This is a genomic window from Streptomyces sp. NRRL S-350, assembly GCF_000719705.1.
Classification (GTDB): domain Bacteria; phylum Actinomycetota; class Actinomycetes; order Streptomycetales; family Streptomycetaceae; genus Kitasatospora.
Genome location: NZ_JOHO01000020.1, coordinates 52,554 through 73,306, shown reverse-complemented (window position 1 = coordinate 73,306; position 20,753 = coordinate 52,554). Strand labels below are relative to the sequence as shown.

Below are 20,753 nucleotides of genomic sequence, written 5' to 3'. Positions count from 1 at the left end.
CTAGGCCTGCGGTGCGTACGCGTTCCCCGCGGCCCGGGCCAGCCTGCGCTCGCGGCGGCGGGCCCGGAACGCGCGGATCCTGCTGACCGCCAGCCAGACCAGCAGCAGGCCGGCGGCCAGCACCGCGGCGGCGATCGAGGCGGCCAGCCAGGGGTGGAAGATCGCCAGGGTGACCAGGCCGGCCACCGAGAGGTCCTCCGCCATGCTGACCACGATGTTGCTGGCCGGCTCGGGGGAGGTGTTGACGGCCATCCGCAGCGAGGCCTTCACCAGGTGGCTGAGCAGCGCCGTGGTGCCGCCCATGGCGCCGGCCGCGACCTCGCTGAGCGAGCCGGGGTCGTTGCTCGCGATGAGCACGCCGACGGTGGCGCCGGCGATCGGCCGGATCACGGTGTGGACCACGTCCCAGACGCTGTCCACGTACGGGATCTTGTCGGCCACCGCCTCCACCGCGAACAGCACGGCGGCCGCGATCAGCACATCCGTGCGCTCCAGCGCGTGCGGCACCGACTCCGCGTCGGCGAACCGCCCCAGCAGGCCGAGCAGCAGCACCACCGCGTAGGCGTTGATTCCGCTGGCCAGTCCGCTGGTGAAGATCAGCGGCAGGATCGTCATGGCCTCCCCCTCCTCGCACATCCGGGCCGGTTCCGCCCGGCCCCGCCGTACCGTACCGGCACCCGGGACGCCGTGGGCGCCGGCCCCGGTTCCCCGGACGGGGGACTCGGCGGGCACCGGCGGCGAACCGACGGCTGAGCGGCGGTCGAGCGACGGGGGTTGCGCGGGGACTGAGTACGGATACTCAGATCTGCGGTTGAGTACGTCAGCGGGTGGCCTCCGACCTGCGAAGACGGGAGAGTAGGGGCACCCGGGAGGGCGGCGCGTCGGGCGCCGTCCCGCTCGGGCGGCGGACCCGTCCGTCCCCCGGCGCGAGCGTCAGGGGGCGGCGGCGGAGGTTCGCCACGGGGCTGGTCACGGTCCCCGCACCGCCGACACGGGGCGGCGGAGCGGGCCGGGGGGAGACCGGCCGCGGGGGAGTTCGCCACCGCCGCCCGTGGGGGGAACGGCGGAGCGACGGCACACGGCGGCGGCGCGGAACCGGGGGAGGGCCCCGCGCCCGCCGCCGCTCTGCCCTTCCCGACGCCCGGACGTCCCGGGGGCGACGTCCCGGGCCCGGGCGCCCCGACGCCCCGGCCGGATTGTCAGTGGTGCCGGTCACGATGGAAGGGCACGGACCATCCGGTCCGCGCGCTGCCTCGGAACGGGGGAGACCATGACCATCAGCCACCCTGAGCCCGTCACCGCCCGCCTCCACTCCGCCGCCCTGCCGCACATCCCCGGCCCGTCCGGCGCCCACCCCGCCGCAGGGGACGTCCACCCCGTGCCGCGCCGCACCGCCGCGCCGCCGGCCGCCCTCGACCTGCTCGCCGACGCGCACCGCACCCTCGCCCGGGCCCGCGCCCTGGAGGACCCGCTGGAGCGCTACGCCACGGCCCACCTCGCCGCGCTGCGCACCGTGGCGGCCGTCCTGGCGGTGCGCGGCCGCCCGGAGAAGAGTCCGCGGCGGCGCAAGGCCATCCGCAGCGCCTGGGAGGTGCTGCCGGAGGTGGCCCCGGAGCTCGCCGAGTGGGCGCTGTACTACGGCGCCGGGGCGCGCCGCCGGGCCGCCGCCGAGGCCGGGATCCGGGGCGCCGCGTCCGCCCGCGACGCCGACGACCTGATCCGCAACTCCGCCCTGTTCCTGCGCCTGGTCGAGCGGCTGCTGGGCCTGCGGGCGGTCCCGCCCGCGCCGCGGCTGCCGCTGGACGGCGACGAGCCGCCCGGCGCGGGCGGACCGGCCACCCGTCAGGCTTAAGGTGGAGGCATCCTGATCGAACTGCACGTGCCAAGGAGCCCCGCCTTGTACCCGACGCGTCCCCGCAGCGCCCTGCGTACCGCCGTGGTGTGGGAGGTGGTGCGGGCAGCCCTGGAGAAGCGGGCGGCCGAGCTGGACCAGCCGGTGCTCGACGTGGTCGACACCGGCGGCGGCACCGGCAACTTCGCCGTGCCGGTGGCCAAGCTCGGCCACCGCGTCACCGTGGTCGACCCGAGCCCGGACGCCCTGTTCGCCCTGGAGCGCCGGGCCGCCGAGGCCGGTGTGACGGACCTGGTGCGGGCCGTCCAGGGCGACACCCAGACGCTGCCCGAGCTGGTCGCCCCCGGCAGCGTCGACGCGGTGCTGTGCCACGGCGTCCTGGAGGTCGTGGACGACCCGGCCGAGTCGCTCGGCAGCCTGGCCGGCACCCTGCGCAAGGGCGGCCTGGTGAGCCTGCTGGCCGCCAACCGCAACGGCGCCGTGCTGGCCCGCGCCCTGGCCGGCCACTTCACCGAGGCCCGGACGGTGCTCTCCGCCGTCGACGGCCGCTGGGGCGAGCAGGACCCGATGCCGCGCCGCTTCACCGGCGAGGAGCTGGGCCGGCTGGCCGAGGCCGTGGGCCTGCGGGTGGAGTCGGTGCACGGCGTCCGGGTCTTCGCCGACCTGGTCCCCGGCGTCCTGGTGGACACCGAGCCGGGCGCGCTGGAGGCCCTGCTGAAGCTGGAGGAGGCCGCCGCCGCGCAGCCCGCCTTCCACGCCGTGGCGACCCAGCTGCACCTGCTGGCCACGCTGGTCTGATCGCCCGCCCGGGCCCTTCGCGAGGCCTTCGCGAAACCTTCCGCCGCCGTCCGGTTCGCGCACCGTGCGGCGGCGGTTCGCGTCCCGGACGCCGACCGGTCACCCGAGCGGTCACCCGACCGGGCCGGCCGGCCGGGTCTCGCTCTCCGGAGGCGAAGCTCCCCAGGTCCGGACCCATTCCATCCGATCGGGCACTTGTCCGTGGCGCGGCGCGTTGACACCGGTGCGGCCGTGCCCGCTCGAAGTGGCCCGGCCCACGCGGCGCAGACCACTCCGTAACGGGCTCACGGACCGTATGATCTGGGTAAAGCCGGAAAGCATGACAGCCGGATGCGTGGGGCATATGGACGACACGGGCCGGGTCCCCCGCACAGGCGTCCGACCGTGTGCCCCAAGGCTGATTGGACTTGCCTCCCCGACCGGGGTGGGCGGACCGGTCGCATCCGCGACCGACGAGTAGGAGGACTCCGTGCCGCTCTCGGAGCACGAGCAGCGACTGCTCGACCAGATGGAGCGAGCGCTGTATGCCGAAGATCCCAAATTCGCGTCGGCGCTTGAGGGAACCGGGCTGCGCACTTACACCCGTCGTCGGGTCTACCTGGCCGTCGCCGGCTTCGTGGTGGGGATCGGCCTGTTGATGGGCGGGATGGTCGTCCCGGACCAGATCTGGGTCAGCGTCGTGGGCTTCCTCGTGATGCTCGGGTGCGCGGTGTTCGCCGTGACCGGCTGGCGCCGCGGGCCTGCGGCCCAGGGCACCGGGCCCGGCCCGGCCGCCGCCGCACGCCGCAGGGCCGGGATGATGGACCGGGTCGAGCAGCGCTGGCAGCGCCGCAGGGACGAGCAGACCGGCGGCTTCTGAGCCGTCCGCCGAAGGCCGCCGGGCCCAAGCCTCGGCAGGCACGGCACCGGCAGGAGTCCAGCAGCAGCCGCAGGAGCCGGGGGCGGGCAGTCGATCGACTGCCCGCCCCCGGCTCCTGCGCGTGAGACCCCGGGTTCAGGACTCCGGGGCGTCCGGCTCGGGCCGCCGGGTGAAGACCCGCCGCACCGGCGCCGACACCGCCTCGACCGCCCGGCCCACTCCGGTGCCGACGGCGGCCCGGGCCGCTCGCACGGTGTCGGCGATCCCCCACCACAGCTGCGCCGAGGACGGCGGCAGCAGCAGCGCCCTGGTCCGTCCGGCCCGGCTGACGCTCGCCCGCAGGCCGCGCCGGGCGGTGTGGACGTCGGCGGTCAGCGGCGCCGGGCCGCTCTGCCCGGGCGGGGCGTAGAGCACTCGTTCGGTGGCCAGGGCCAGCCGGCCGGCGGCCGCCGCCGAGTCGGCGTCCAGGTCCGCCTTCTCGGTGATCCGCCGGGCGGCCGAGCGCGGCGTGCGTGACTCGTCCGGGGGAATTCCGAGGTCCCAGGCGGAGTCGATCAGCTCGTCCCAGGCGGCCAGTACCTGGGCGTCGGTCGGCTCCAGCGGCCCGTCCCCGCCGGGCCGGCGCCGCCCGCCGCGGCCGAGCCGGCGACGGCGGACGGCCGTGCGCCAGAGCATCGGCGTGAGCAGCAGCGCGATCACCGCGAGCACGGCGGCGAGGGTGCCGAGCACCTGCCCGGACAGCAGCCAGGACTCCTCGGCGGCCTTGGCCGCGGTCTTGCCCTTCGGCCCGCAGTCGCCCAGCTGGCGCTGCTTGGCGGCGCAGTCCGAGCCGGCGGACGGCGCCGGGGCGGCCGACGCGGTCTGCGGGGCGGCGGTCGCCTGCTGGGTCGGCGCGGTGGTCGGGGCACTGGCCGTCTCGGTGTAGCGGGTGGGGATGCCGCGGCTCGGGGTCGGCTCGAAGCGCAGCCAGCCGTAGCCCGTGAAGTACAGCTCGGGCCACGCGTGGTACATCCGGCCGGTCACCGAGTAGACGTTGCCGCCCTTGTTGTCGCCGGGGGTGAAGCCGACGGCGACCCGGGCCGGGATCTTCAGCACCCGGGCCATCGCCGCCATGGTGGAGGCGAAGTGCACGCAGAAGCCCCGGCGGTCCTGGAGGAAGACGGCGATCGCGTTGCTGCCGGTGCCGGCGGAGACCGTGGTGTCGTACGTGAAGTCCGGGCCGGTGAACCACTTCACCAGCGCCATCGCCCGGTCGTAGTCGTTCTGGGCGCCGGAGGTGACGGCCCTGGCCCGCTCGGACACCACGGGCGGCAGGTCGGACGGGACGACGGTGTAGCGGTCCCGGACGGCCTGCGGCGCGGAGGGCGCCAGGCGCAGTTCGTTGGCGGTGGGCCGCAGGTCCAGGGCGTTGGCGTGGTACCGCAGGCCGCGGATCGCCTTCTCGTTGCTCGGGACGACGGTGCGCGTCACCGGGTCGAGCTTCCAGTCGCCGCGGTTGGGCACCTGGACGGAGGCGGCCGGGTAGGGCAGCGGCAGCCAGCTGTTCTCCAGCCGGTCGCTGACCTGGAAGTCGCCCTCGATCCGGGGGACGTTGGGGTTGCGCAGGCCTTCGGGGGCGGGCAGTGGGTCCGGGAGGTCGTTGACCGTGGTGCTGCCGAGCCGCCAGTTGGTGCCGTCGAACTGGTCCAGCGAACCGGTCCGCAGGTAGATCTGGTCGGCCAGCGTGCTGTCCAGGGTGTAGGTGAGCAGCTCCGCGTCGGTGGGCTTGGTGATCGCGGCCTCCAGGCTGACCAGCGGGTCGAGGCTGGTGGCCACGCCCCGGCCGGAGCCCTTGCCCGCCGGGCCGCCGGAGGCGGAGTGCAGCAGGCCGAAACCCCAGTGCGGCAGGACCACCGGGAGGACCATCGCCACGGCGAGCGCCAGGACGCCGACCTGCTGCCCGCCCGGCCTGACCTGGCTGGAGCTCACGGTGCCGCGCGGGGTGCCGCGGAAGACCCGGCCCCAGCGGGAGACCCGGTCCTGGCCCTCGGCGAACAGCAGCAGCAGGTAGCCGGCCGCGGCGAGGGCGAACCAGAACCAGCTGCCGTGGTCCCCGGCCAGGCCGTTGCCGACCGAGTAGAGCGCCAGCAGCGGCAGCCCGGCGAGCGCCGAGCGGCGGTAGGTCACCGCGACGGTGTCCACCGCGACGGCGATCAGGCCGACCGCGGAGACCAGGATCAGCCGCAGGCCGGGGGTCGGCGGCGCCGGGATCGCGTACTGCTGGATGTCGTTCAGCCCGGAGGTGAAGACGTGGTCCAGGACCCGCATGGTGGCCGGTCCGGGCAGCACCCCGCCGGCTCCGGCGAAGCCGAGCAACAGCAGCAGGAGCAGCACCAGCAGCTGCCCGATCGGCACCGTCCAGCGGTACAGGGGGGAGCGGCGCAGGCCCGCGCCGACGCCGGCGAGCACGGTGATCACCAGGACGGCGTGCGTCAGCCAGCTGCGTGTGGTCAGCAGCGGGAGCAGGCAGAGCGAGGCGAGGGCGGTGGCCAGCGCCGAGTACACGGTCAGTTTGGCCCGGGTGGTCACGCGCCGGCCTCTTCTCGGTTGGGGGCGGTCGTCCTGGCGCCTTCGGCGGCCCGCCACAGGTCCGGCAGGGAGTCGCCGGTGCGCACCGGGACCACCGTCCAGCCGGCCTCGCGCAGCTGCCGGACCCGGGCCCGGAAGTCGTCGCCGCCGGTGCCCGGGGCGAGCATCCGCAGGCCGGCCCAGGTGCCGACGTCCAGCAGGAAGGCGATCGCCCCGCCGGTACGGCTGCGCAGTCGGCCCAGCCGGGCGGTCTGGGTGTCGTCCAGCTCGCCGAGGACGGCGACCAGCAGACCCTCGCCGCCGGTGCGCAGCGGCTCCTCGGCGCGGGAGAGCGTGCCGCCGTCGGACAGGTCGGCGACCGCGAGGGCGTCCAGGACCAGGCCGGAGACGTCGGCGGCGCTGCTGCGGTCCCCGCCGCCGGGCCCCGGCACCGACAGGCCGGTGTCGGTGAGCAGGCGGGTCTGGTAGCCGCGCTCCAGCAGGTGCGCGGTGACGGAGGCGGCGCAGCTGACCGCCCACTCGAACGAGGAGGCGGGGCCGCTGCCCCGGTGGCCGATCTCGCGGGTGTCCAGCAGGACGGTGGCCCGGGCCCGCTGCGGCTGCTCCTCGCGGCGCACCATCAGTTCGCCGTACCGGGCGGTGGAGCGCCAGTGCACCCGGCGCAGGTCGTCGCCCGGCCGGTACTCGCGCAGGATCACGTCGTCGTCGCCGGCCAGCGCCAGGGTGCGGCTGTGGCTCTCGCCCTGGCCGAGCCACTCGCCGCTGAGCCGGACGTACGGCAGGGCCTGGATCCGGGGGACGACGGTGAGGACGTCGGAGGCGGTGAAGGCGCGGGTCACCTCGCACATCCCGAACGGGTCGGCCAGCCGCAGCTGCAGCGGCCCGAGCGGGTAGCGGCCGCGCAGGTCGGAGCGGACCCGGTAGGAGACCTCGCGGTGGCCGCGCGGCTCGACCCGGTCCAGCACGAAGCGCGGGCGCGGCCCGAGCACGTACGGGACCTTGTCCTCCAGGAGCAGCAGTCCGGTGGGCACCCGGGAGACGTTGTCGAGTCGCAGGTGGACCCGGGCCTCCTGGCCGGCGACCGCCCGGTGGGGGCTGAGCCGGCGGCCGCTGGCCACCCGGTAGCGGGTGTTGGCGACCACCACGACGGCGGCCAGCGGAAGCGCGGCGAGCAGCACGCCGACGCGCAGCAGCGCGTCCTGGTCGAGCAGGTAGGCGCAGACCACCGCGGTGATCCCGGCGGCGAGGAAGGAGCGGCCCCGGGTGGTGAGGCCGCGGAATCCGGCCCGCAGTCCCGATGCCGGGTCGGACTCGGCCACCCTCAGCCCCTCCGGACGGCCGGGCCGCCCTGCGGGCGGGGCAGCGGCAGCCGGGCGACCAGGTCGGTCACGATCTGCTCGGAGGTGCGGCGGCTGAGCTGGGTCTCGGCGGTCGGCATCAGGCGGTGCGCGAGGACGGGGACGGCGAGGCGCTGGACGTCGTCCGGGGTGACGTAGTCGCGCCCGTCCAGCGCGGCGGCGGCGCGGGCGGCCCGGACCAGGTGCAGGGTGGCGCGGGGCGAGGCGCCCAGGCGCAGCTCGTGGCTGCTGCGGGTGGCGCCGACCAGGTCGACGGCGTAGCGGCGGACCGGATCGGCGATGTGCACGGTGCGGACCAGGTCGACCAGCTTGAGGATGTCGGCGGCGTGCGCGACCGGCTGCAGGTCCTCCAGCGGGCTGGCGCCGCCGTGCACGTCCAGCATCGCGAGCTCGGCCTCGGGGCTGGGGTAGCCGATCGAGATCCGGGCCATGAACCGGTCGCGCTGGGCCTCCGGGAGGGGGTAGGTGCCCTCCATCTCGACCGGGTTCTGGGTGGCCACGACCATGAACGGCGAGGGCAGCTCGTAGCTGGTGCCGTCGATGGTGACCTGGCGCTCCTCCATGGACTCCAGCAGCGCGGACTGGGTCTTGGGCGAGGCGCGGTTGATCTCGTCGCCGACCACGATCTGGGCGAAGATCGCGCCCGGGCGGAACTCGAAGTCGTGCTGCTGCTGGTCGTAGATGTTGGTGCCGGTCACGTCGGAGGGCAGCAGGTCGGGCGTGAACTGGATCCGGCGCACGGTGCAGTCGACCGAGCGGGCGAGTGCCTTGGCCAGCATGGTCTTGCCGACGCCGGGCACGTCCTCCAGCAGGAGATGGCCCTCGGCGAGCAGGACGGTCAGGGCGATCCGGACGGCCTCCGGCTTGCCCTCGATCACGCTCTCGATGTTGGCGCGGATGCGGTCGACGACCGCGGCGAGCTCGGGAAGCCCGACCTGCTGGTACCCGTTCGTCCTCTGCCCGCCCCCCGCAGGACCACCGAGACCGGCCTGGTCGTTGTAGCTCGTCACCCGTTTACGCTCCCTGGCACCCTGTGCCCGCCCCGTCCCCGGGCCGGAACCCCACCCCATGCTTGACGCGGTCGTCCCAGGGACGGTTCCGAAGGAGGATCCGGCGTCGGGGAGGCGGCCCGCGGCCCGGCCGCCCCAGGTGGTTCGGGGTCCGACCGGCAGCCGCATTCTCCCCTGTGAGGTGGCCGGAAGTCACCATTCGGCGGTCCCCGAATGCCCGGACGCCGTTGGCCGGGCGGGGACGGGCGGGTGCGGCGGCGCCGGCCGCCGTCAGTCGATCTCGCGGAGCAGGCCGGTGTGGACGTCGAAGACGAAGCCGCGGACGTCGTCGGTGTGCAGCAGGAAGGGCGAGGTGCGGACGCGCTGCATCGACTGGCGGACGTCGCCGTCCAGGTCGACGAAGGACTCCACCGCCCACTGCGGGCGCTGGCCGACCTCCAGCTCCAGCTCGCGGCGGAAGTCCTCGGTGAGGCCGAGCAGGCCGCAGCCGGTGTGGTGGATCAGCGCGATCGAGCGGGTGCCGAGCGCGCGCTGGCTGATGGTGAGGGAACGGATGGTGTCGTCGGTGACCACGCCGCCGGCGTTGCGGATGACGTGGGCGTCGCCCAGTTCGAGGCCGAGCGCCGCGAACAGGTCGAGGCGGGCGTCCATGCAGGCCACCACGGCGATCTTCTGCACCGGGCGGGCGTCCATGCCGCCGTCGTGGAAGGTCACCGCGTACTCGCGGTTGGCCGCCACGAAGCGGTCGATGATGCTGGGTCGGGCGGGGTCGGCAGCGGCGTTCGGCGTGGGCCGGTCGGGAGTCACTGTCATGGCGGCGACGTTAGTGCCGATCCGGGCTCCGCGGTGGGGTGAGGAGCTACAGAACGTGCCGCTGTGATCGAGCGCATAGCCACAACAGGAGGGTTTGTCCGGATGGTCCCGGAGTGGGCCGCACGCGCCTGCGGGGTGGGGGCGCGCGGTGGTTTCCGAGGGCCCCCGGGTCGGGCCGCCTCAGGGCCGCCCCGACGGCTGCGACCTGCGGCGATCCGTACCGCCGCCCGGGTGGTGCGCCGGAGCGGACCATTGACTGGAAGGGCCCGCGCGATAGAGTTTGCGGCGCAGTGGAGCACACCCGCCGGAGCCCGTCAACCGGGCGTTCCCCGGCCGGTGCGGCCCGGTCGACGCGGCCCGTGGCCTCCACCCGCTCCGTGCCACCTGGCGCACCTTCCCCGGTGCCGGGCGGTCACGACCTTCCCCTCGAGCGGGCGGGGACCACGGGCCGCTTCGTCGTGCCGGGGAACGGTGGGCGAGAATGGTCGCAGCTCCCGGACGTCGGGCTGCTCCGCACCGAGGAAGGGCGCCACCGCGCATGACCACCAACGAACCGGGCCCCAAGCACGTCCCGGTGATGCTGCAGCGGTGCATGGACGCACTGGCTCCGGCGATCTCGCGCCCCGGTGCCGTGGTGGTGGACGCCACCCTGGGCCTCGGCGGGCACAGCGAGGCGCTGCTCACCCAGTTCCCCGGGGTCCGCCTCGTCGCGGTGGACCGCGACCCGCAGGCGCTGAAGCTCTCCGGCGAGCGGCTGGCCCCGTTCGGCGACCGGGCCACGCTGGTGCACGCCGTCTACGACGAGATCCCCGAGGTGCTGGAGCGCCTGGGCATCGACCGCGTGGACGGCGTCCTGTTCGACCTCGGTGTCTCCTCCATGCAGTTGGACGAGGCGGACCGCGGCTTCGCGTACGCGCAGGACGCGCCGCTGGACATGCGGATGGACCAGACCCGGGGGATCAGCGCGGCGGAGGTGCTGAACACCTACAGCCACGGCGAGCTGGCCCGGATCCTCAAGTTCTACGGCGAGGAGCGGTTCGCCGGGAAGATCGCCTCGGTGATCCTCCGGGAGCGGGCGAAGGAACCGTTCACCAACAGCGCGCGTCTGGTCGAGTTGGTGCGCAACGCCATTCCGGCGGCGACCCGCCGCACCGGCGGGAACCCGGCCAAGCGGACGTTCCAGGCGCTGCGGATCGAGGTCAACGGCGAGCTGGAGGTCCTGGACCGGGCGATCCCGGGGGCGCTGGACGTCCTCACCATCGGCGGTCGGATGGTCGTGATGTCCTACCAGTCGCTGGAGGACCGCCTGGTGAAGCAGTACTTCGCCGCCGGGGCGACCAACACCGCCCCGCCGGGGCTGCCGTTCATCCCGGAGGAGCACCAGCCCTGGCTCAAACTGATCACCCGCGGTGCCGAGCAGGCCACCGAGGAGGAGATCGAGGAGAACCGGCGCGCCGCCCCCGTACGGCTGCGGGTGGCGGAGAGGATCAGGGACCGAAACAAGCGGGGCTGACGAACCGGCCCGGTGGGGTCCGGAGGGCGGAGGAAAGCGGTGGGGCCGGTGGCCGGTGAGGTCCGGGCGGGGCGGGGAGGACTCCCCGGGCAGGGCAGGGCACGCATCACGGTCCGACCGGGGAGGCGGCCGGTCCGGGGGCGCACGCCGTTCGCGGTGCTCATCGTGGTGCTGCTCGCGGCGGGGCTGCTCGGGCTGCTGGCGTTGAACACCGCGCTCAACGAAGGCTCCTTCGAGCTGTCCCGGCTGCAGAAGCAGACCACCGTCGCCACCGACGAGCAGCAGTCGCTGCAGCACCAGATCGACCAGAACTCGGCCCCGGACGCGCTGGCCAGACGGGCCGCCGAGCTGGGCATGGTCCCGGCCGGCGGGATGGCCTTCCTGGACGTCCCGAACGGCGGCAAGGTGATCGGCACTCCCGGGCAGGCGCAGGACAGCCCGCCCGTCAAGCGGTCGACCGTCGAGCCGTGGCCGACGAAGACCGCGCCGAGCGCAGCCCAGCCGCCGGCGGCCGCGCCGCCGCCCGCACCGCCCGCATCGCCCGCACCGGCCGCACCGACGACGGCGGCCTCGGCCGGCGACGCGGTGATCCAGCTCAACCCCGCCGCTCCCGCCGCTCCCGCGCAGCCGCACCCGAACGGGGGCGCGGGCCGGTGAGCGGGCGGAGGGAGCGAACCATCGACAGGTGTGCCCTGTGCCACGCGGCCGCCGAGCGTAACGAGGTGGCCGCATGACCACGCCCCGTCAGCCCTCCGGGGGCACCGGCAACGGCCGCCGACCGGCACCGCGGGGCGCCGCGCCGCGCGCCCAGTCGGCCTCGGACCGCGGCCGGCCCGTCAAGGGCCAGCCGGCCAAGGGGCAGCCGGCCAAGGGCCAGCCGACCCGCAGCCAGTCCGCCAAGGCGCAGCCCGCCAAGACCGCCGCCGCCCGTACCCCCCGCGCGCCGCAGCAGCGCCGCCCCGAGGAGCGCGCAGCGGCCCGCAGCCGGGCGGCGGTGCGGCCGCGCCCGACGACCCGACCGCCGCAGCGCCCCAAGGCGCTCAGGCTGGCCGAACCGAAGCGCCGCCTGCGGGTGATCGGCGTGGCGATGTCGCTGGTGTTCTCGGTCTTCGCCGGCCGCCTGGTCCAGCTCCAGCTGGTGGACTCCGACGCGCTGGCCGCGGACGCCAACACCAACCGGTACCTGAACATCCCGATCACCGCCGAGCGCGGCTCGATAACGTCCGCCGACGGGGTGGCGCTGGCCGCCACCGTCGACGCGTACGACATCACCGCCGACCCGGCGATGTTCACCCCGGCCGCGACCGGCATCCCGGACGCGCCGGAGCAGGCGGCCGCCCTGCTGTCGCCGATCCTCGGGCTGCCCAAGGAGAAGATCGCCGCCGACCTGCACACCCCCAAGACCCGCTACAAGCGGCTCGCCGCCCAGCAGACCCCGGCCGCCAAGAACCAGATCAGCGACCTCAAGTCGAGCCTGGAGAAGCAGGCCGGCTCGCGGGCCTGCCAGGCCCAGAAGAAGCTGCTCGGCAAGCCCGCCGACCAGGGCGGCCGCAGCCGGGTGGACACCGAGTGCGCCAACCCGCTGGCCGGGGTGTTCAACCGGGAGACCCAGAAGCGCGTCTACCCCGCCGACGGGCTGGCCGCCAACCTGGTCGGCTTCGTCAACGGCGAGGGCGCGGGCGCCGGCGGGCTGGAGCTGCAGTACCAGCAGCAGCTGGCCGGCAAGGACGGCCACAGCAGCTACGCCCAGGCGGGCGGGCGGCTGGTGCCCACGGCCGGGGGGTCGAAGGAGCCGGCCGTGCCCGGCAGCGACGTGAAGCTGACCGTCAACCGGGACATCCAGTGGGCCGCCCAGCGGGCGATCACCGACCAGGTGGCCAACTCCGGCGCGGAGAAGGGCTACGTCGTGGTCCAGGACGTGAAGACCGGCCAGGTCCTCGCGATGGCCACCGCGCCCGGTTTCAACCCCAACGACCTGAGCCTGTCCAAGCAGTCCCAGCTGGGCAACCCCGCCCTGGTCGACGCGTACGAGCCGGGCAGCACCGCCAAGCTGATGAGCCTGGCCGCCGTGCTGGACTCGGGCAAGGCCACCTGGGACACCAAGGTCACCGTGCCGAACCGGCTGGTGCGCGCCGGCCAGGAGTTCAAGGACGACGTCAACCACGACCCCTGGTACCTGACCCTGGCCGGAGTGCTGGCCAAGTCCTCCAACATCGGCACCATCGAGGCCGTCGAGACCCTCGGCGGCGGCGACCAGTCGCAGGCCAACAAGGTGCTGGACGGCTACCTGCGCAAGTTCGGCGTCGCCCGGCCGACCGGCCTGAACTTCCCCGGGGAGACCCCGGGGATGCTCAAGAAGCCGGAGGACCTCGTCGGCTCGGAGAAGTACAACATCTCCTTCGGCCAGGGCCCGCTGCAGATGAACGCGCTGCAGGCCACCTCCGTCTACTCGACCATCGCCAACGGCGGCGTGCGGGTCGCGCCCAGCATCGTCCAGGGCGTCACCGGCCCGGACGGCAAGTACACCCCGACCCCGCCGGGCGAGCAGACCCGGGTGGTCAGCCCGGAGACGGCCAAGACCCTCACCTCGATGCTGGAGTCGGTCGTCGACGACGAACAGGGCACCGGCGGCAAGGCCGCCATCCCCGGCTACCGGGTGGCCGGCAAGACCGGCACCGCGAACCGGGGCGCCGCCAACGGCGTCGGCTACGACGGCTACACCGCCTCCTTCATCGGCTTCGCCCCCGCCGACGCCCCCCGGTACACCGTTTCCTGCACCCTCCAGGGGCCGGTCAACGGCCACTTCGGCGGACAGCTGTGCGGCCCGGTGTTCAAACAGGTGATGGAGTTCACCCTGAAGACCATGCAGGTCCCGCCGAGCGGCAGCCAGGCCCCCAACCTGCCCGTCGAGTGGAAGCCGTGAACGACGATGAGCGACGAGCGGGGCGACGGCGCGGCGAGGGGCCGGTTTGGCCCTGGACACCCTTCGGCGGATAGCCTTCCCGCCGTGCCGAAACCCGATCAAACCACCGTGAGTCCGCCCCGCCCGACCGGGACGACCGCCCTGCCGCTCACCGAACTGGCCGTTCGGCTGGGCCTCGCGCCCGTCGACGGCGGTGCCGTCACCGGTGTCACCCACGACTCCCGCGCGGTCCGCCCAGGCGATGTGTACGTGGCCTTCCCGGGCGCCAACCACCACGGCGCGGCCTTCGCGGCGAAGGCCGCGGAGTGCGGCGCGGTAGCTGTGCTCACCGACCCGGCCGGCGCCGAGCTCGCGGCCGACACCGGCCTGCCGCTGCTGGTCGTGGACCGGCCGCGGGCCGTCATGGGCGAACTCGCCGCGATCGTCTACGGCCGACCCTCCGAGCGGCTGCTGATGATCGGGCTGACCGGCACCAACGGCAAGACCACCACCTCGTACCTGGTCGAGGGCGGCCTGCGCGGCGCCGGGCGCAGCCCCGGCGTGATCGGCACCGTCGAGATGCGGGTCGGCGAGGAGCGGATCAAGAGCGAGCGCACCACCCCCGAGGCCACCGACCTGCACGCGATCCTCGGCGTGATGGCCGAGCGCGGTGCCGACGCGGTGGCCATGGAGGTCTCCAGCCACGCCCTGGTCTTCGGCCGCACCGACGGCGTCGCGTACGACGTCGCGCTGTTCAACAACCTCACGCCCGAGCACCTCGACTTCCACCCGGACATGGAGGACTACTTCCAGGCGAAGGCCCGGCTCTTCCAGCCCGGCAAGTCCCGCCACGGCGTGGTCAACCTGGACGACGAGTACGGCCGACGGCTCGCCGCCGAAGCCAAGATCCCGGTGACCACCTTCTCCGCCGCCGGCCACCCGGAGGCCGACTGGCGGGCCGTGGACGTCCGACTCGGCCCGGTGAGCTCCACCTTCCGGCTGCTCGGCCCGGACGGAGCCGAGGCCGAGGCGACCGCGCCGCTGCCCGGCCCGTTCAACGTCTCCAACGCCCTCGCCGCGATCACCCTGCTGGTCGCCGCCGGGCTGCCGCTGGAGGAGGTCGTGGCCGGCGTCGCGGCCGTCCCCGGCGTGCCCGGCCGACTGGAGCGCGTGGACGCCGGCCAGCCGTTCGTGGCCGTCGTGGACTACGCCCACAAGCCGGACGCCCTGCAGGCCGTCCTCGGCTCGCTGCGCGAGGTCACCAAGGGCAGGCTGCACGTCGTCGTCGGCTGCGGCGGCGACCGCGACCCGCACAAGCGCGGCCCGATGGGCGCCATCGCCGCCCGCCTCGCCGACACCGCCCTGCTGACCGGCGACAACCCGCGCAGCGAGGACCCGCTGACGATCCTCGCCAGCATGCTGACCGGCGCCGCCGCGGTGCCCGAGGCCGAGCGCGGGGACGTCCTGGTCGTCCCCGACCGGGCCCAGGCGATCCAGCTCGCGGTCGACCGCGCCCGGGCGGGGGACACCGTGCTGGTGGCAGGCAAGGGCCACGAGCTCGGCCAGTACGTACGAGACGAGATCCGCCCCTTCGACGACCGGGAGGTGCTGCGCGAGTCCATCGCGCGGACCACCGCCGCGCGGGGCGACCGAGGAGTAGAGCAGCAGTGATCGCACTGACCCTCGCCGAGGTGGCCGCCGCAGTCGGGGGCACCCTGGACGGCGCAGACCCGGACGTCCTGGTCACCGGCCCGGTCGAGGTCGACTCGCGCAAGGTGAGCCCCGGCGGCCTGTTCGCGGCCTTCGTCGGCGAGCGCGTCGACGGCCACGACTACGCGACCACCGCGATGGAGGCCGGCGCCGTCGCGGTGCTCGCCTCCCGCCCGGTCGGCGTGCCCGCCGTCCTGGTCGACAGCGTGGTGGAGGCCCTCGGCAGGTTGGCCCGCACCGTGGTCGCCCGCGCCGAGGGCACCGCCGTGGTGGCGCTGACCGGCTCGGCCGGCAAGACCAGCACCAAGGACCTCATCGCCCAGCTGCTCCAGCACCACGGCGAGACCGTCTACCCGCCCGGCTCGCTCAACAACGAGATCGGCCACCCGATGACCGCGCTGCGGGTCGAGGCCGGCACCCGGCACCTGGTCATGGAGATGGGCGCCCGGCACAAGGGGGACATCGAGTACCTCACCTCGATCACCCCGCCCCGGGTCGGCGTGGTGCTGAACGTCGGCACCGCCCACGTCGGCGAGTTCGGCTCCAAGGAGGCGATCGCCGAGGCCAAGGGCGAACTCGTCGAGGCGCTGCCCGCCGACGGGGCCGCGATCCTCAACGCGGACGACCGGCTGGTGCGCGCGATGGCATCCCGCACCAAGGCCAACGTGGTCCTGTTCGGGGAGTCCCCGGACGCCCACGTCCGGGCGACGGACGTTCGACTGGACGCCACCGGACGGCCGTCCTTCACGCTCACCACCCCAGCCGGTTCCGCGCCCGTACAACTGCGCCTGTACGGTGAGCACCACGTCTCGAACGCCCTCGCCGCCGCCGCGGTGGCGGTGGAGCTCGGGATGTCCGTCGACGACACCGCCGCAGCCCTGGGCGAGGCGGGTGCGCTGTCCCGCTGGCGCATGGAGGTCGTCGACCGGGCCGATGGTGTCACCGTCGTCAACGACGCCTACAACGCGAACCCCGATTCGATGCGGGCCGCGCTGCGGGCGCTGGTCTCGATGGGGGGCCGAGGCCCGGAGCGCCGCCGCACCTGGGCGGTGCTCGGCGAGATGCGGGAGCTCGGCGAGGACAGTCTGGCCGAGCACGACGCCATCGGGCGGCTCGCCGTCCGGCTCGACGTCACCAAGCTGGTGGCGGTCGGCGGACGCGAGGCGGCCTGCATGGAACTCGGCGCGAGGAACGAAGGTTCGTGGGGTGAGGAGTCGGTGCTGGTGTCCGACGCGGACGCAGCGGTCGAGTTGCTGCGCAGTCAGCTGCGGCCGGGGGATGTGGTCCTGGTGAAGGCGTCCCGCTCGGTGGGGCTGGAGAAGGTGGCCGAAGCGCTCCTGGCGGACGGTGCTGCCCGATGATGAAGCAGATCCTCATCTCCGGGATGATCGGCCTGATCCTCTCGTTGGCCGGCACGCCCGCGCTGATCAAGCTGCTCGCCCGGCAGGGCTACGGCCAGTACATCCGCGACGACGGCCCCAAGGCGCACCACAGCAAGAAGGGCACGCCCACCATGGGCGGCATCGCCTTCATCCTGGCGACCCTGATCGCGTACTTCGCCACCAAGGCGATAACGGGCGAGAGCCCGACCGCCTCCGGGCTGTTGGTGCTCTTCCTGACCGCGGGCCTCGGCCTGGTCGGCTTCCTGGACGACTACATCAAGGTGGTCAAGCGCCGCTCGCTCGGTCTGCGGGCCAAGGCGAAGCTGGCCGGCCAGTCCATCGTCGGCCTCGCGTTCGCGATCCTGGCGCTGCAGTTCCACGACGACCGCGGGCTCAGCCCGGCCTCGCAGTCGCTGTCCTTCGTGCGCGACTTCAAGTGGTCGATCGGCCCGGTGCTGTTCGTCATCTTCGCGTACTTCATGATCGCGGCGACCTCCAACGGCGTTAACCTGACGGACGGTCTGGACGGCCTCGCCACCGGCGCCTCGGTGATGGCCTTCGGCGCCTACACCTTCATCGGCGTCTGGGAGTACGGGCAGAGCTGCGCCTACACCGTCACCGCGACCGTCAGCTGCTACGACGTCCGCGACCCGCTGGACCTCGCGGTGGTCGCGGCCGCCCTGATGGGCTCCTGCTTCGGCTTCCTGTGGTGGAACACGTCGCCCGCCAAGATCTTCATGGGGGACACCGGCTCGCTCGCCCTCGGCGGCGCCCTGGCCGGCCTGGCGATCTGCTCCCGCACCGAGCTGCTGCTCATCATGCTCGGCGGCCTCTTCATGGTCATCACCCTGTCGGTGATCATCCAGGTCGGCTCGTTCCGGATGACCGGCAAGCGCGTCTTCAAGATGGCACCACTGCAGCACCACTTCGAACTCAAGGGCTGGAGCGAGGTCCTGGTCGTGGTCCGCTTCTGGATCATCCAGGGCCTGTGCGTGGCCGTCGGCCTCGGCCTCTTCTACGCGGGATACCGGACCGGATGACGAATCCTGACTTTGCGAAGCTGCCCGTCGTCGTCGCCGGGCTCGGCGTCTCGGGCATCAGCGCCGCGCGCGTCCTGCGCGGCCTCGGCGCCCGCGTCACCGTCGTGGACGGCGGCAGCGGGCCCGGCCTGACCACCCGGGCCGCCGAACTGGAGGCGCAGGGCGTCACCGTGCGCCTCGGCGACGGCGCGAGCCTGCCCGAAGGCACCGAACTGATCGTCACCTCGCCCGGCTGGGCGCCGGACAGCCCGCTGTTCGCCGCCGCCGAGGCGGCCGGGGTGCCGGTCTGGGGCGACGTCGAGCTGGCCTGGCGGCTGCGCAAGCCGCTGCCGGGCACCGGCGAGCCCGCCCCCTGGCTGGCCGTCACCGGCACCAACGGCAAGACCACCACCGTCCAGATGCTCGCCTCGATCCTCACCGCCGCCGGCAAGCGCACCGCCGCCGTCGGCAACGTCGGGGTCTCGGTGCTGGACGCGGTGCTCGCCGAGGAGCCGTACGACGTGCTGGCCGTCGAGCTCTCCAGCTACCAGCTGCACTGGGCGCCCTCGCTGCGCCCGCACTCGGCGGCGGTGCTCAACCTGGCCCCCGACCACCTCGACTGGCACGGCTCGATGGAGGCGTACGCCGCCGACAAGGGCCGGATCTACCAGGGCAATGCCGTCGCCTGCGTGTACAACCTGGCCGACCCGGCCACCGAGGCGCTGGTCCGCGAGGCCGACGTCGAGGAGGGCTGCCGGGCGATCGGGTTCGGCCTCGGTGCGCCGGGGCCGTCGAACTTCGGCGTGGTGGACGGCTTGCTGGTGGACCGGGCCTTCGTCGAGGACCGGGCCAACAACGCGGCCGAGCTGGGCTCCGTCGACGACGTCAGCCCGCCCGCCGCCCGCCTCCGGCCGTCCGGCGAGGACGCCGGGCCGCGCCGCCCCGCCGCCCCGCACAACATCGCCAACGCGCTCGCCGCGGCGGCGCTGGCCCGGGCCTACGGCGTCGAGCCGAAGGCCGTCCGGGAGGGCCTGCGGGCGTTCCGCCCGGACGCCCACCGGATCGCCGAGGTCGGCGTGGTCCGCGAGGTCACGTACATCGACGACTCCAAGGCCACCAACACCCACGCCGCGGCGGCCTCGTTGGCCGCCTACCGGCCGGTCGTCTGGATCGCCGGCGGCCTGGCCAAGGGCGCGACCTTCGACGACCTGGTCGGGGGCGCGGCCGAGCGGCTGCGCGCGGTCGTGCTGATCGGCGAGGACCGGGCAGTGATCCGCGAGGCACTGGAGCGACACGCTCCGGATGTGCCGGTGATCGAGGCGGCCGAGGGCCAGACTGGCGCGGTGGCGATGGCGGAGGTCGTCCGCACGGCCGCGTCGCTCGCCCGATCGGGTGACACGGTGCTGCTGGCACCGGCCTGCGCCTCGATGGACATGTTCACGAACTACGGCGAGCGCGGCGACCTGTTCGCGGCGGCCGTCCGGGAGCTCGCGGACGACTAGCCGGCCGGCGCGACGGCGTCGTACACGCCGTGCGCGTACACGCCGTACCGGTGCGCGTCGTGCGCGTCGTACGGAGAAAGTGAGCGGGGAGCGGTGGCGGGGCAGGGCAGGGCGGATTCCGGCGTGGGCAAGCAGGAGGCCGCCGAGCCGTGGCGAGTGATCTCCGCCACCACGACCAAGTACAAGTCGGCCGGTCCGCTGGCCCGGGTCCAGGCCTTCCGGGCCAGGGTCCGGTACTGGCTGGACCGGCCGCTCACCCCGTACCTGCTGGTCGTCGGCAGCACCCTGCTGCTCGTCGTGCTCGGCCTGATGATGGTCTTCTCGGCCTCGCAGATCCTCGCCCTCGGCCAGCACCACTCGGCCCAGTACTACTTCCTCAAGCAGTTGATCGCGGCCATCCTCGGCCTCGTCCTGCTGATCGGCTTCGCCTCCGTCCCGGTGGCGGTGCTGCGGGTGATCACCTACCCGGTGATGTTCGGTGTGATCGGCGCGCTCGTGCTGGTCGCCGTGCCCGGCATCGGGGTGCGGATCAACGGCAACCAGAACTGGCTGGACTTCGGTTTCTTCCAATTCCAGCCGTCCGAGTTCGCCAAGCTCGCCCTGGTGCTCTGGGGCGCCGACCTGCTCGCCCGCAAGCAGAAGGCCGGCACCCTGAACTCGTGGAAGCACCTGCTGGTGCCGCTGGTGCCGGGGGCCCTGCTGCTGCTCGCGCTGATCATGATCGGCGGCGACATGGGCACCTCGATGATCCTGGTCGCCATGGTGTTCGCGCTGCTGTGGATGGTCGGCGCACCGCTGCGGCTGTTCGTGGCCACCCTCGGGGTGGCGGTGGTCGTCTGCACCGCCCTGGTCGTCACCGTCCCGCACCGGGCGGAGCGCCTGGCCTGCATCGGCGTCACCAAGCCCGACCCGGCGGGCGCCTGCTTCCAGGCGCTGCACGGCGTCTACTCGTTCGCGCTCGGCGGCGGCTTCGGCACCGGCCTGGGCGCCGGCGTGGAGAAATGGGGCCAGCTGCCCGAGGCGCACACCGACTTCATCTTCGCCGCGACCGGCGAGGAACTGGGCCTGGTGGGGACGCTGTCGGTGATCGGGCTCTTCGCGGCACTAGGCTACGCGGGTATCCGTGTGGCCATCGGTACGAAGGACCCCTTCGTCAGGTACGCCGCGGGAGCCGCCACCACCTGGATCACGGCGCAGGCCGTGATCAACCTGGGGTCGGCGCTGGGACTGCTGCCCATCGCGGGCGTCCCGCTCCCGCTGTTCTCCTACGGCGGTTCCGCCATGCTGTCGGCCATGTCCGCGATCGGTGTGCTGCTGTGCCTGGCGCGCAGCACCTCGGGCGCGAAGGCGGCCCTGGCCGCCCGGAGCAAGAACTCCCGGATCAGGAAGCGACTGGCCCGGGTGCTGCCACGACGACGAACCACAGCGCGCCCGGCCTCCGGGCCGGCACGCAGGGAGCGGTGAATT

16 protein-coding genes are annotated in these 20,753 nt (G+C 74.0%); 11 read left to right on the top strand and 5 right to left on the bottom strand.

Annotated elements, in window-relative coordinates; translation table 11 throughout:
• On the bottom strand, positions 1 to 615 hold the full coding sequence (locus tag IF30_RS0119580; protein WP_030239952.1) for a DUF4126 domain-containing protein: 615 nt from the start codon (positions 613 to 615) through the stop codon (positions 1 to 3).
• A 655-nt stretch (positions 616 to 1,270) separates the two neighbouring features.
• Between IF30_RS0119580 and IF30_RS0119575 the strand changes: the two genes are divergently transcribed.
• The 3 genes from IF30_RS0119575 to IF30_RS0119565 all read left to right on the top strand — a co-directional run bounded on the left by IF30_RS0119575 (position 1,271) and on the right by IF30_RS0119565 (position 3,509).
• On the top strand, positions 1,271 to 1,852 hold the full coding sequence (locus IF30_RS0119575) for an SAV_6107 family HEPN domain-containing protein (RefSeq protein WP_030239950.1): 582 nt from the start codon (positions 1,271 to 1,273) through the stop codon (positions 1,850 to 1,852).
• A 45-nt stretch (positions 1,853 to 1,897) separates the two neighbouring features.
• Complete coding sequence (locus IF30_RS0119570) at positions 1,898 to 2,650, top strand: methyltransferase domain-containing protein (RefSeq protein WP_030239948.1); 753 nt, start codon at positions 1,898 to 1,900, stop codon at positions 2,648 to 2,650.
• 469 nt (positions 2,651 to 3,119) lie between these two features.
• Positions 3,120 to 3,509 (top strand): DUF3040 domain-containing protein, encoded by a 390-nt coding sequence (locus IF30_RS0119565; RefSeq protein ID WP_030239947.1) that lies wholly within the window; start codon positions 3,120 to 3,122, stop codon positions 3,507 to 3,509.
• Between the two features lie 135 nt (positions 3,510 to 3,644).
• On the opposite strand, the gene IF30_RS0119560 is transcribed toward IF30_RS0119565, so the two are convergent.
• The 4 genes from IF30_RS0119560 to IF30_RS0119545 form a co-directional block, all read right to left on the bottom strand.
• Positions 3,645 to 6,077: a transglutaminaseTgpA domain-containing protein gene (locus IF30_RS0119560; RefSeq protein ID WP_030239946.1), complete on the bottom strand. Its 2,433-nt coding sequence runs from the start codon at positions 6,075 to 6,077 to the stop codon at positions 3,645 to 3,647.
• Positions 6,074 to 7,396 carry a DUF58 domain-containing protein gene (locus tag IF30_RS0119555; protein ID WP_234322766.1) on the bottom strand — a complete coding sequence of 441 codons (1,323 nt, stop codon included), beginning with the start codon at positions 7,394 to 7,396 and terminating at the stop codon, positions 6,074 to 6,076. Before IF30_RS0119555 ends, IF30_RS0119560 begins: the two co-directional genes overlap by 4 nt.
• A 2-nt stretch (positions 7,397 to 7,398) precedes the next feature.
• Complete coding sequence (locus tag IF30_RS0119550; protein ID WP_037900545.1) at positions 7,399 to 8,445, bottom strand: AAA family ATPase; 1,047 nt, start codon at positions 8,443 to 8,445, stop codon at positions 7,399 to 7,401.
• A 270-nt stretch (positions 8,446 to 8,715) separates the two neighbouring features.
• Positions 8,716 to 9,258, bottom strand: a complete 543-nt coding sequence (locus tag IF30_RS0119545) for a beta-class carbonic anhydrase (protein ID WP_030239941.1) — start codon at positions 9,256 to 9,258, stop codon at positions 8,716 to 8,718.
• Between the two features lie 538 nt (positions 9,259 to 9,796).
• Between IF30_RS0119545 and rsmH the strand changes: the two genes are divergently transcribed.
• From rsmH to ftsW, 8 genes are all read left to right on the top strand, one after another.
• Complete coding sequence (rsmH, locus tag IF30_RS0119540) at positions 9,797 to 10,771, top strand: 16S rRNA (cytosine(1402)-N(4))-methyltransferase RsmH (RefSeq protein WP_030239939.1); 975 nt, start codon at positions 9,797 to 9,799, stop codon at positions 10,769 to 10,771.
• A gap of 156 nt (positions 10,772 to 10,927) precedes the next feature.
• Complete coding sequence (locus IF30_RS0119535) at positions 10,928 to 11,428, top strand: hypothetical protein (RefSeq protein WP_234322765.1); 501 nt, start codon at positions 10,928 to 10,930, stop codon at positions 11,426 to 11,428.
• A 73-nt stretch (positions 11,429 to 11,501) separates the two neighbouring features.
• Complete coding sequence (locus tag IF30_RS0119530) at positions 11,502 to 13,694, top strand: peptidoglycan D,D-transpeptidase FtsI family protein (protein ID WP_078891528.1); 2,193 nt, start codon at positions 11,502 to 11,504, stop codon at positions 13,692 to 13,694.
• A gap of 6 nt (positions 13,695 to 13,700) precedes the next feature.
• Complete coding sequence (locus tag IF30_RS0119525) at positions 13,701 to 15,344, top strand: UDP-N-acetylmuramoyl-L-alanyl-D-glutamate--2,6-diaminopimelate ligase (RefSeq protein WP_078891527.1); 1,644 nt, start codon at positions 13,701 to 13,703, stop codon at positions 15,342 to 15,344.
• Entirely contained in the window at positions 15,341 to 16,744 is a 1,404-nt protein-coding gene (locus IF30_RS0119520) for a UDP-N-acetylmuramoyl-tripeptide--D-alanyl-D-alanine ligase (RefSeq protein WP_030239930.1), read from the top strand. Before IF30_RS0119525 ends, IF30_RS0119520 begins: the two co-directional genes overlap by 4 nt.
• Positions 16,744 to 17,805, top strand: a complete 1,062-nt coding sequence (gene mraY / locus IF30_RS0119515; RefSeq protein ID WP_030239927.1) for a phospho-N-acetylmuramoyl-pentapeptide-transferase — start codon at positions 16,744 to 16,746, stop codon at positions 17,803 to 17,805. The genes IF30_RS0119520 and mraY overlap by 1 nt, the downstream gene beginning before the upstream one ends.
• Complete coding sequence (locus tag IF30_RS0119510; RefSeq protein WP_030239924.1) at positions 17,802 to 19,286, top strand: Mur ligase family protein; 1,485 nt, start codon at positions 17,802 to 17,804, stop codon at positions 19,284 to 19,286. The genes mraY and IF30_RS0119510 overlap by 4 nt, the downstream gene beginning before the upstream one ends.
• 123 nt (positions 19,287 to 19,409) lie before the next feature.
• A complete protein-coding gene (gene ftsW / locus IF30_RS0119500) occupies positions 19,410 to 20,750 on the top strand; it encodes a putative lipid II flippase FtsW (protein WP_030239920.1) in 1,341 nt (446 codons plus the stop codon).
• The last annotated feature ends 3 nt before the right edge of the window (positions 20,751 to 20,753 follow it).

Excerpts from the sequence above, each read along its gene's own strand:
- IF30_RS0119580 (WP_030239952.1), bottom strand. The coding sequence starts at position 615 with ATGACGATCCTGCCGCTGATCTTCACCAGCGGACTGGCCAGCGGAATC.
- IF30_RS0119575 (WP_030239950.1), top strand. The coding sequence starts at position 1,271 with ATGACCATCAGCCACCCTGAGCCCGTCACCGCCCGCCTCCACTCCGCC.
- IF30_RS0119545 (WP_030239941.1), bottom strand. The coding sequence starts at position 9,258 with ATGACAGTGACTCCCGACCGGCCCACGCCGAACGCCGCTGCCGACCCC.
- rsmH (WP_030239939.1), top strand. The coding sequence starts at position 9,797 with ATGACCACCAACGAACCGGGCCCCAAGCACGTCCCGGTGATGCTGCAG.
- IF30_RS0119530 (WP_078891528.1), top strand. The coding sequence starts at position 11,502 with ATGACCACGCCCCGTCAGCCCTCCGGGGGCACCGGCAACGGCCGCCGA.
- IF30_RS0119525 (WP_078891527.1), top strand. The coding sequence starts at position 13,701 with ATGAGCGACGAGCGGGGCGACGGCGCGGCGAGGGGCCGGTTTGGCCCT.
- mraY (WP_030239927.1), top strand. The coding sequence starts at position 16,744 with ATGAAGCAGATCCTCATCTCCGGGATGATCGGCCTGATCCTCTCGTTG.
- IF30_RS0119510 (WP_030239924.1), top strand. The coding sequence starts at position 17,802 with ATGACGAATCCTGACTTTGCGAAGCTGCCCGTCGTCGTCGCCGGGCTC.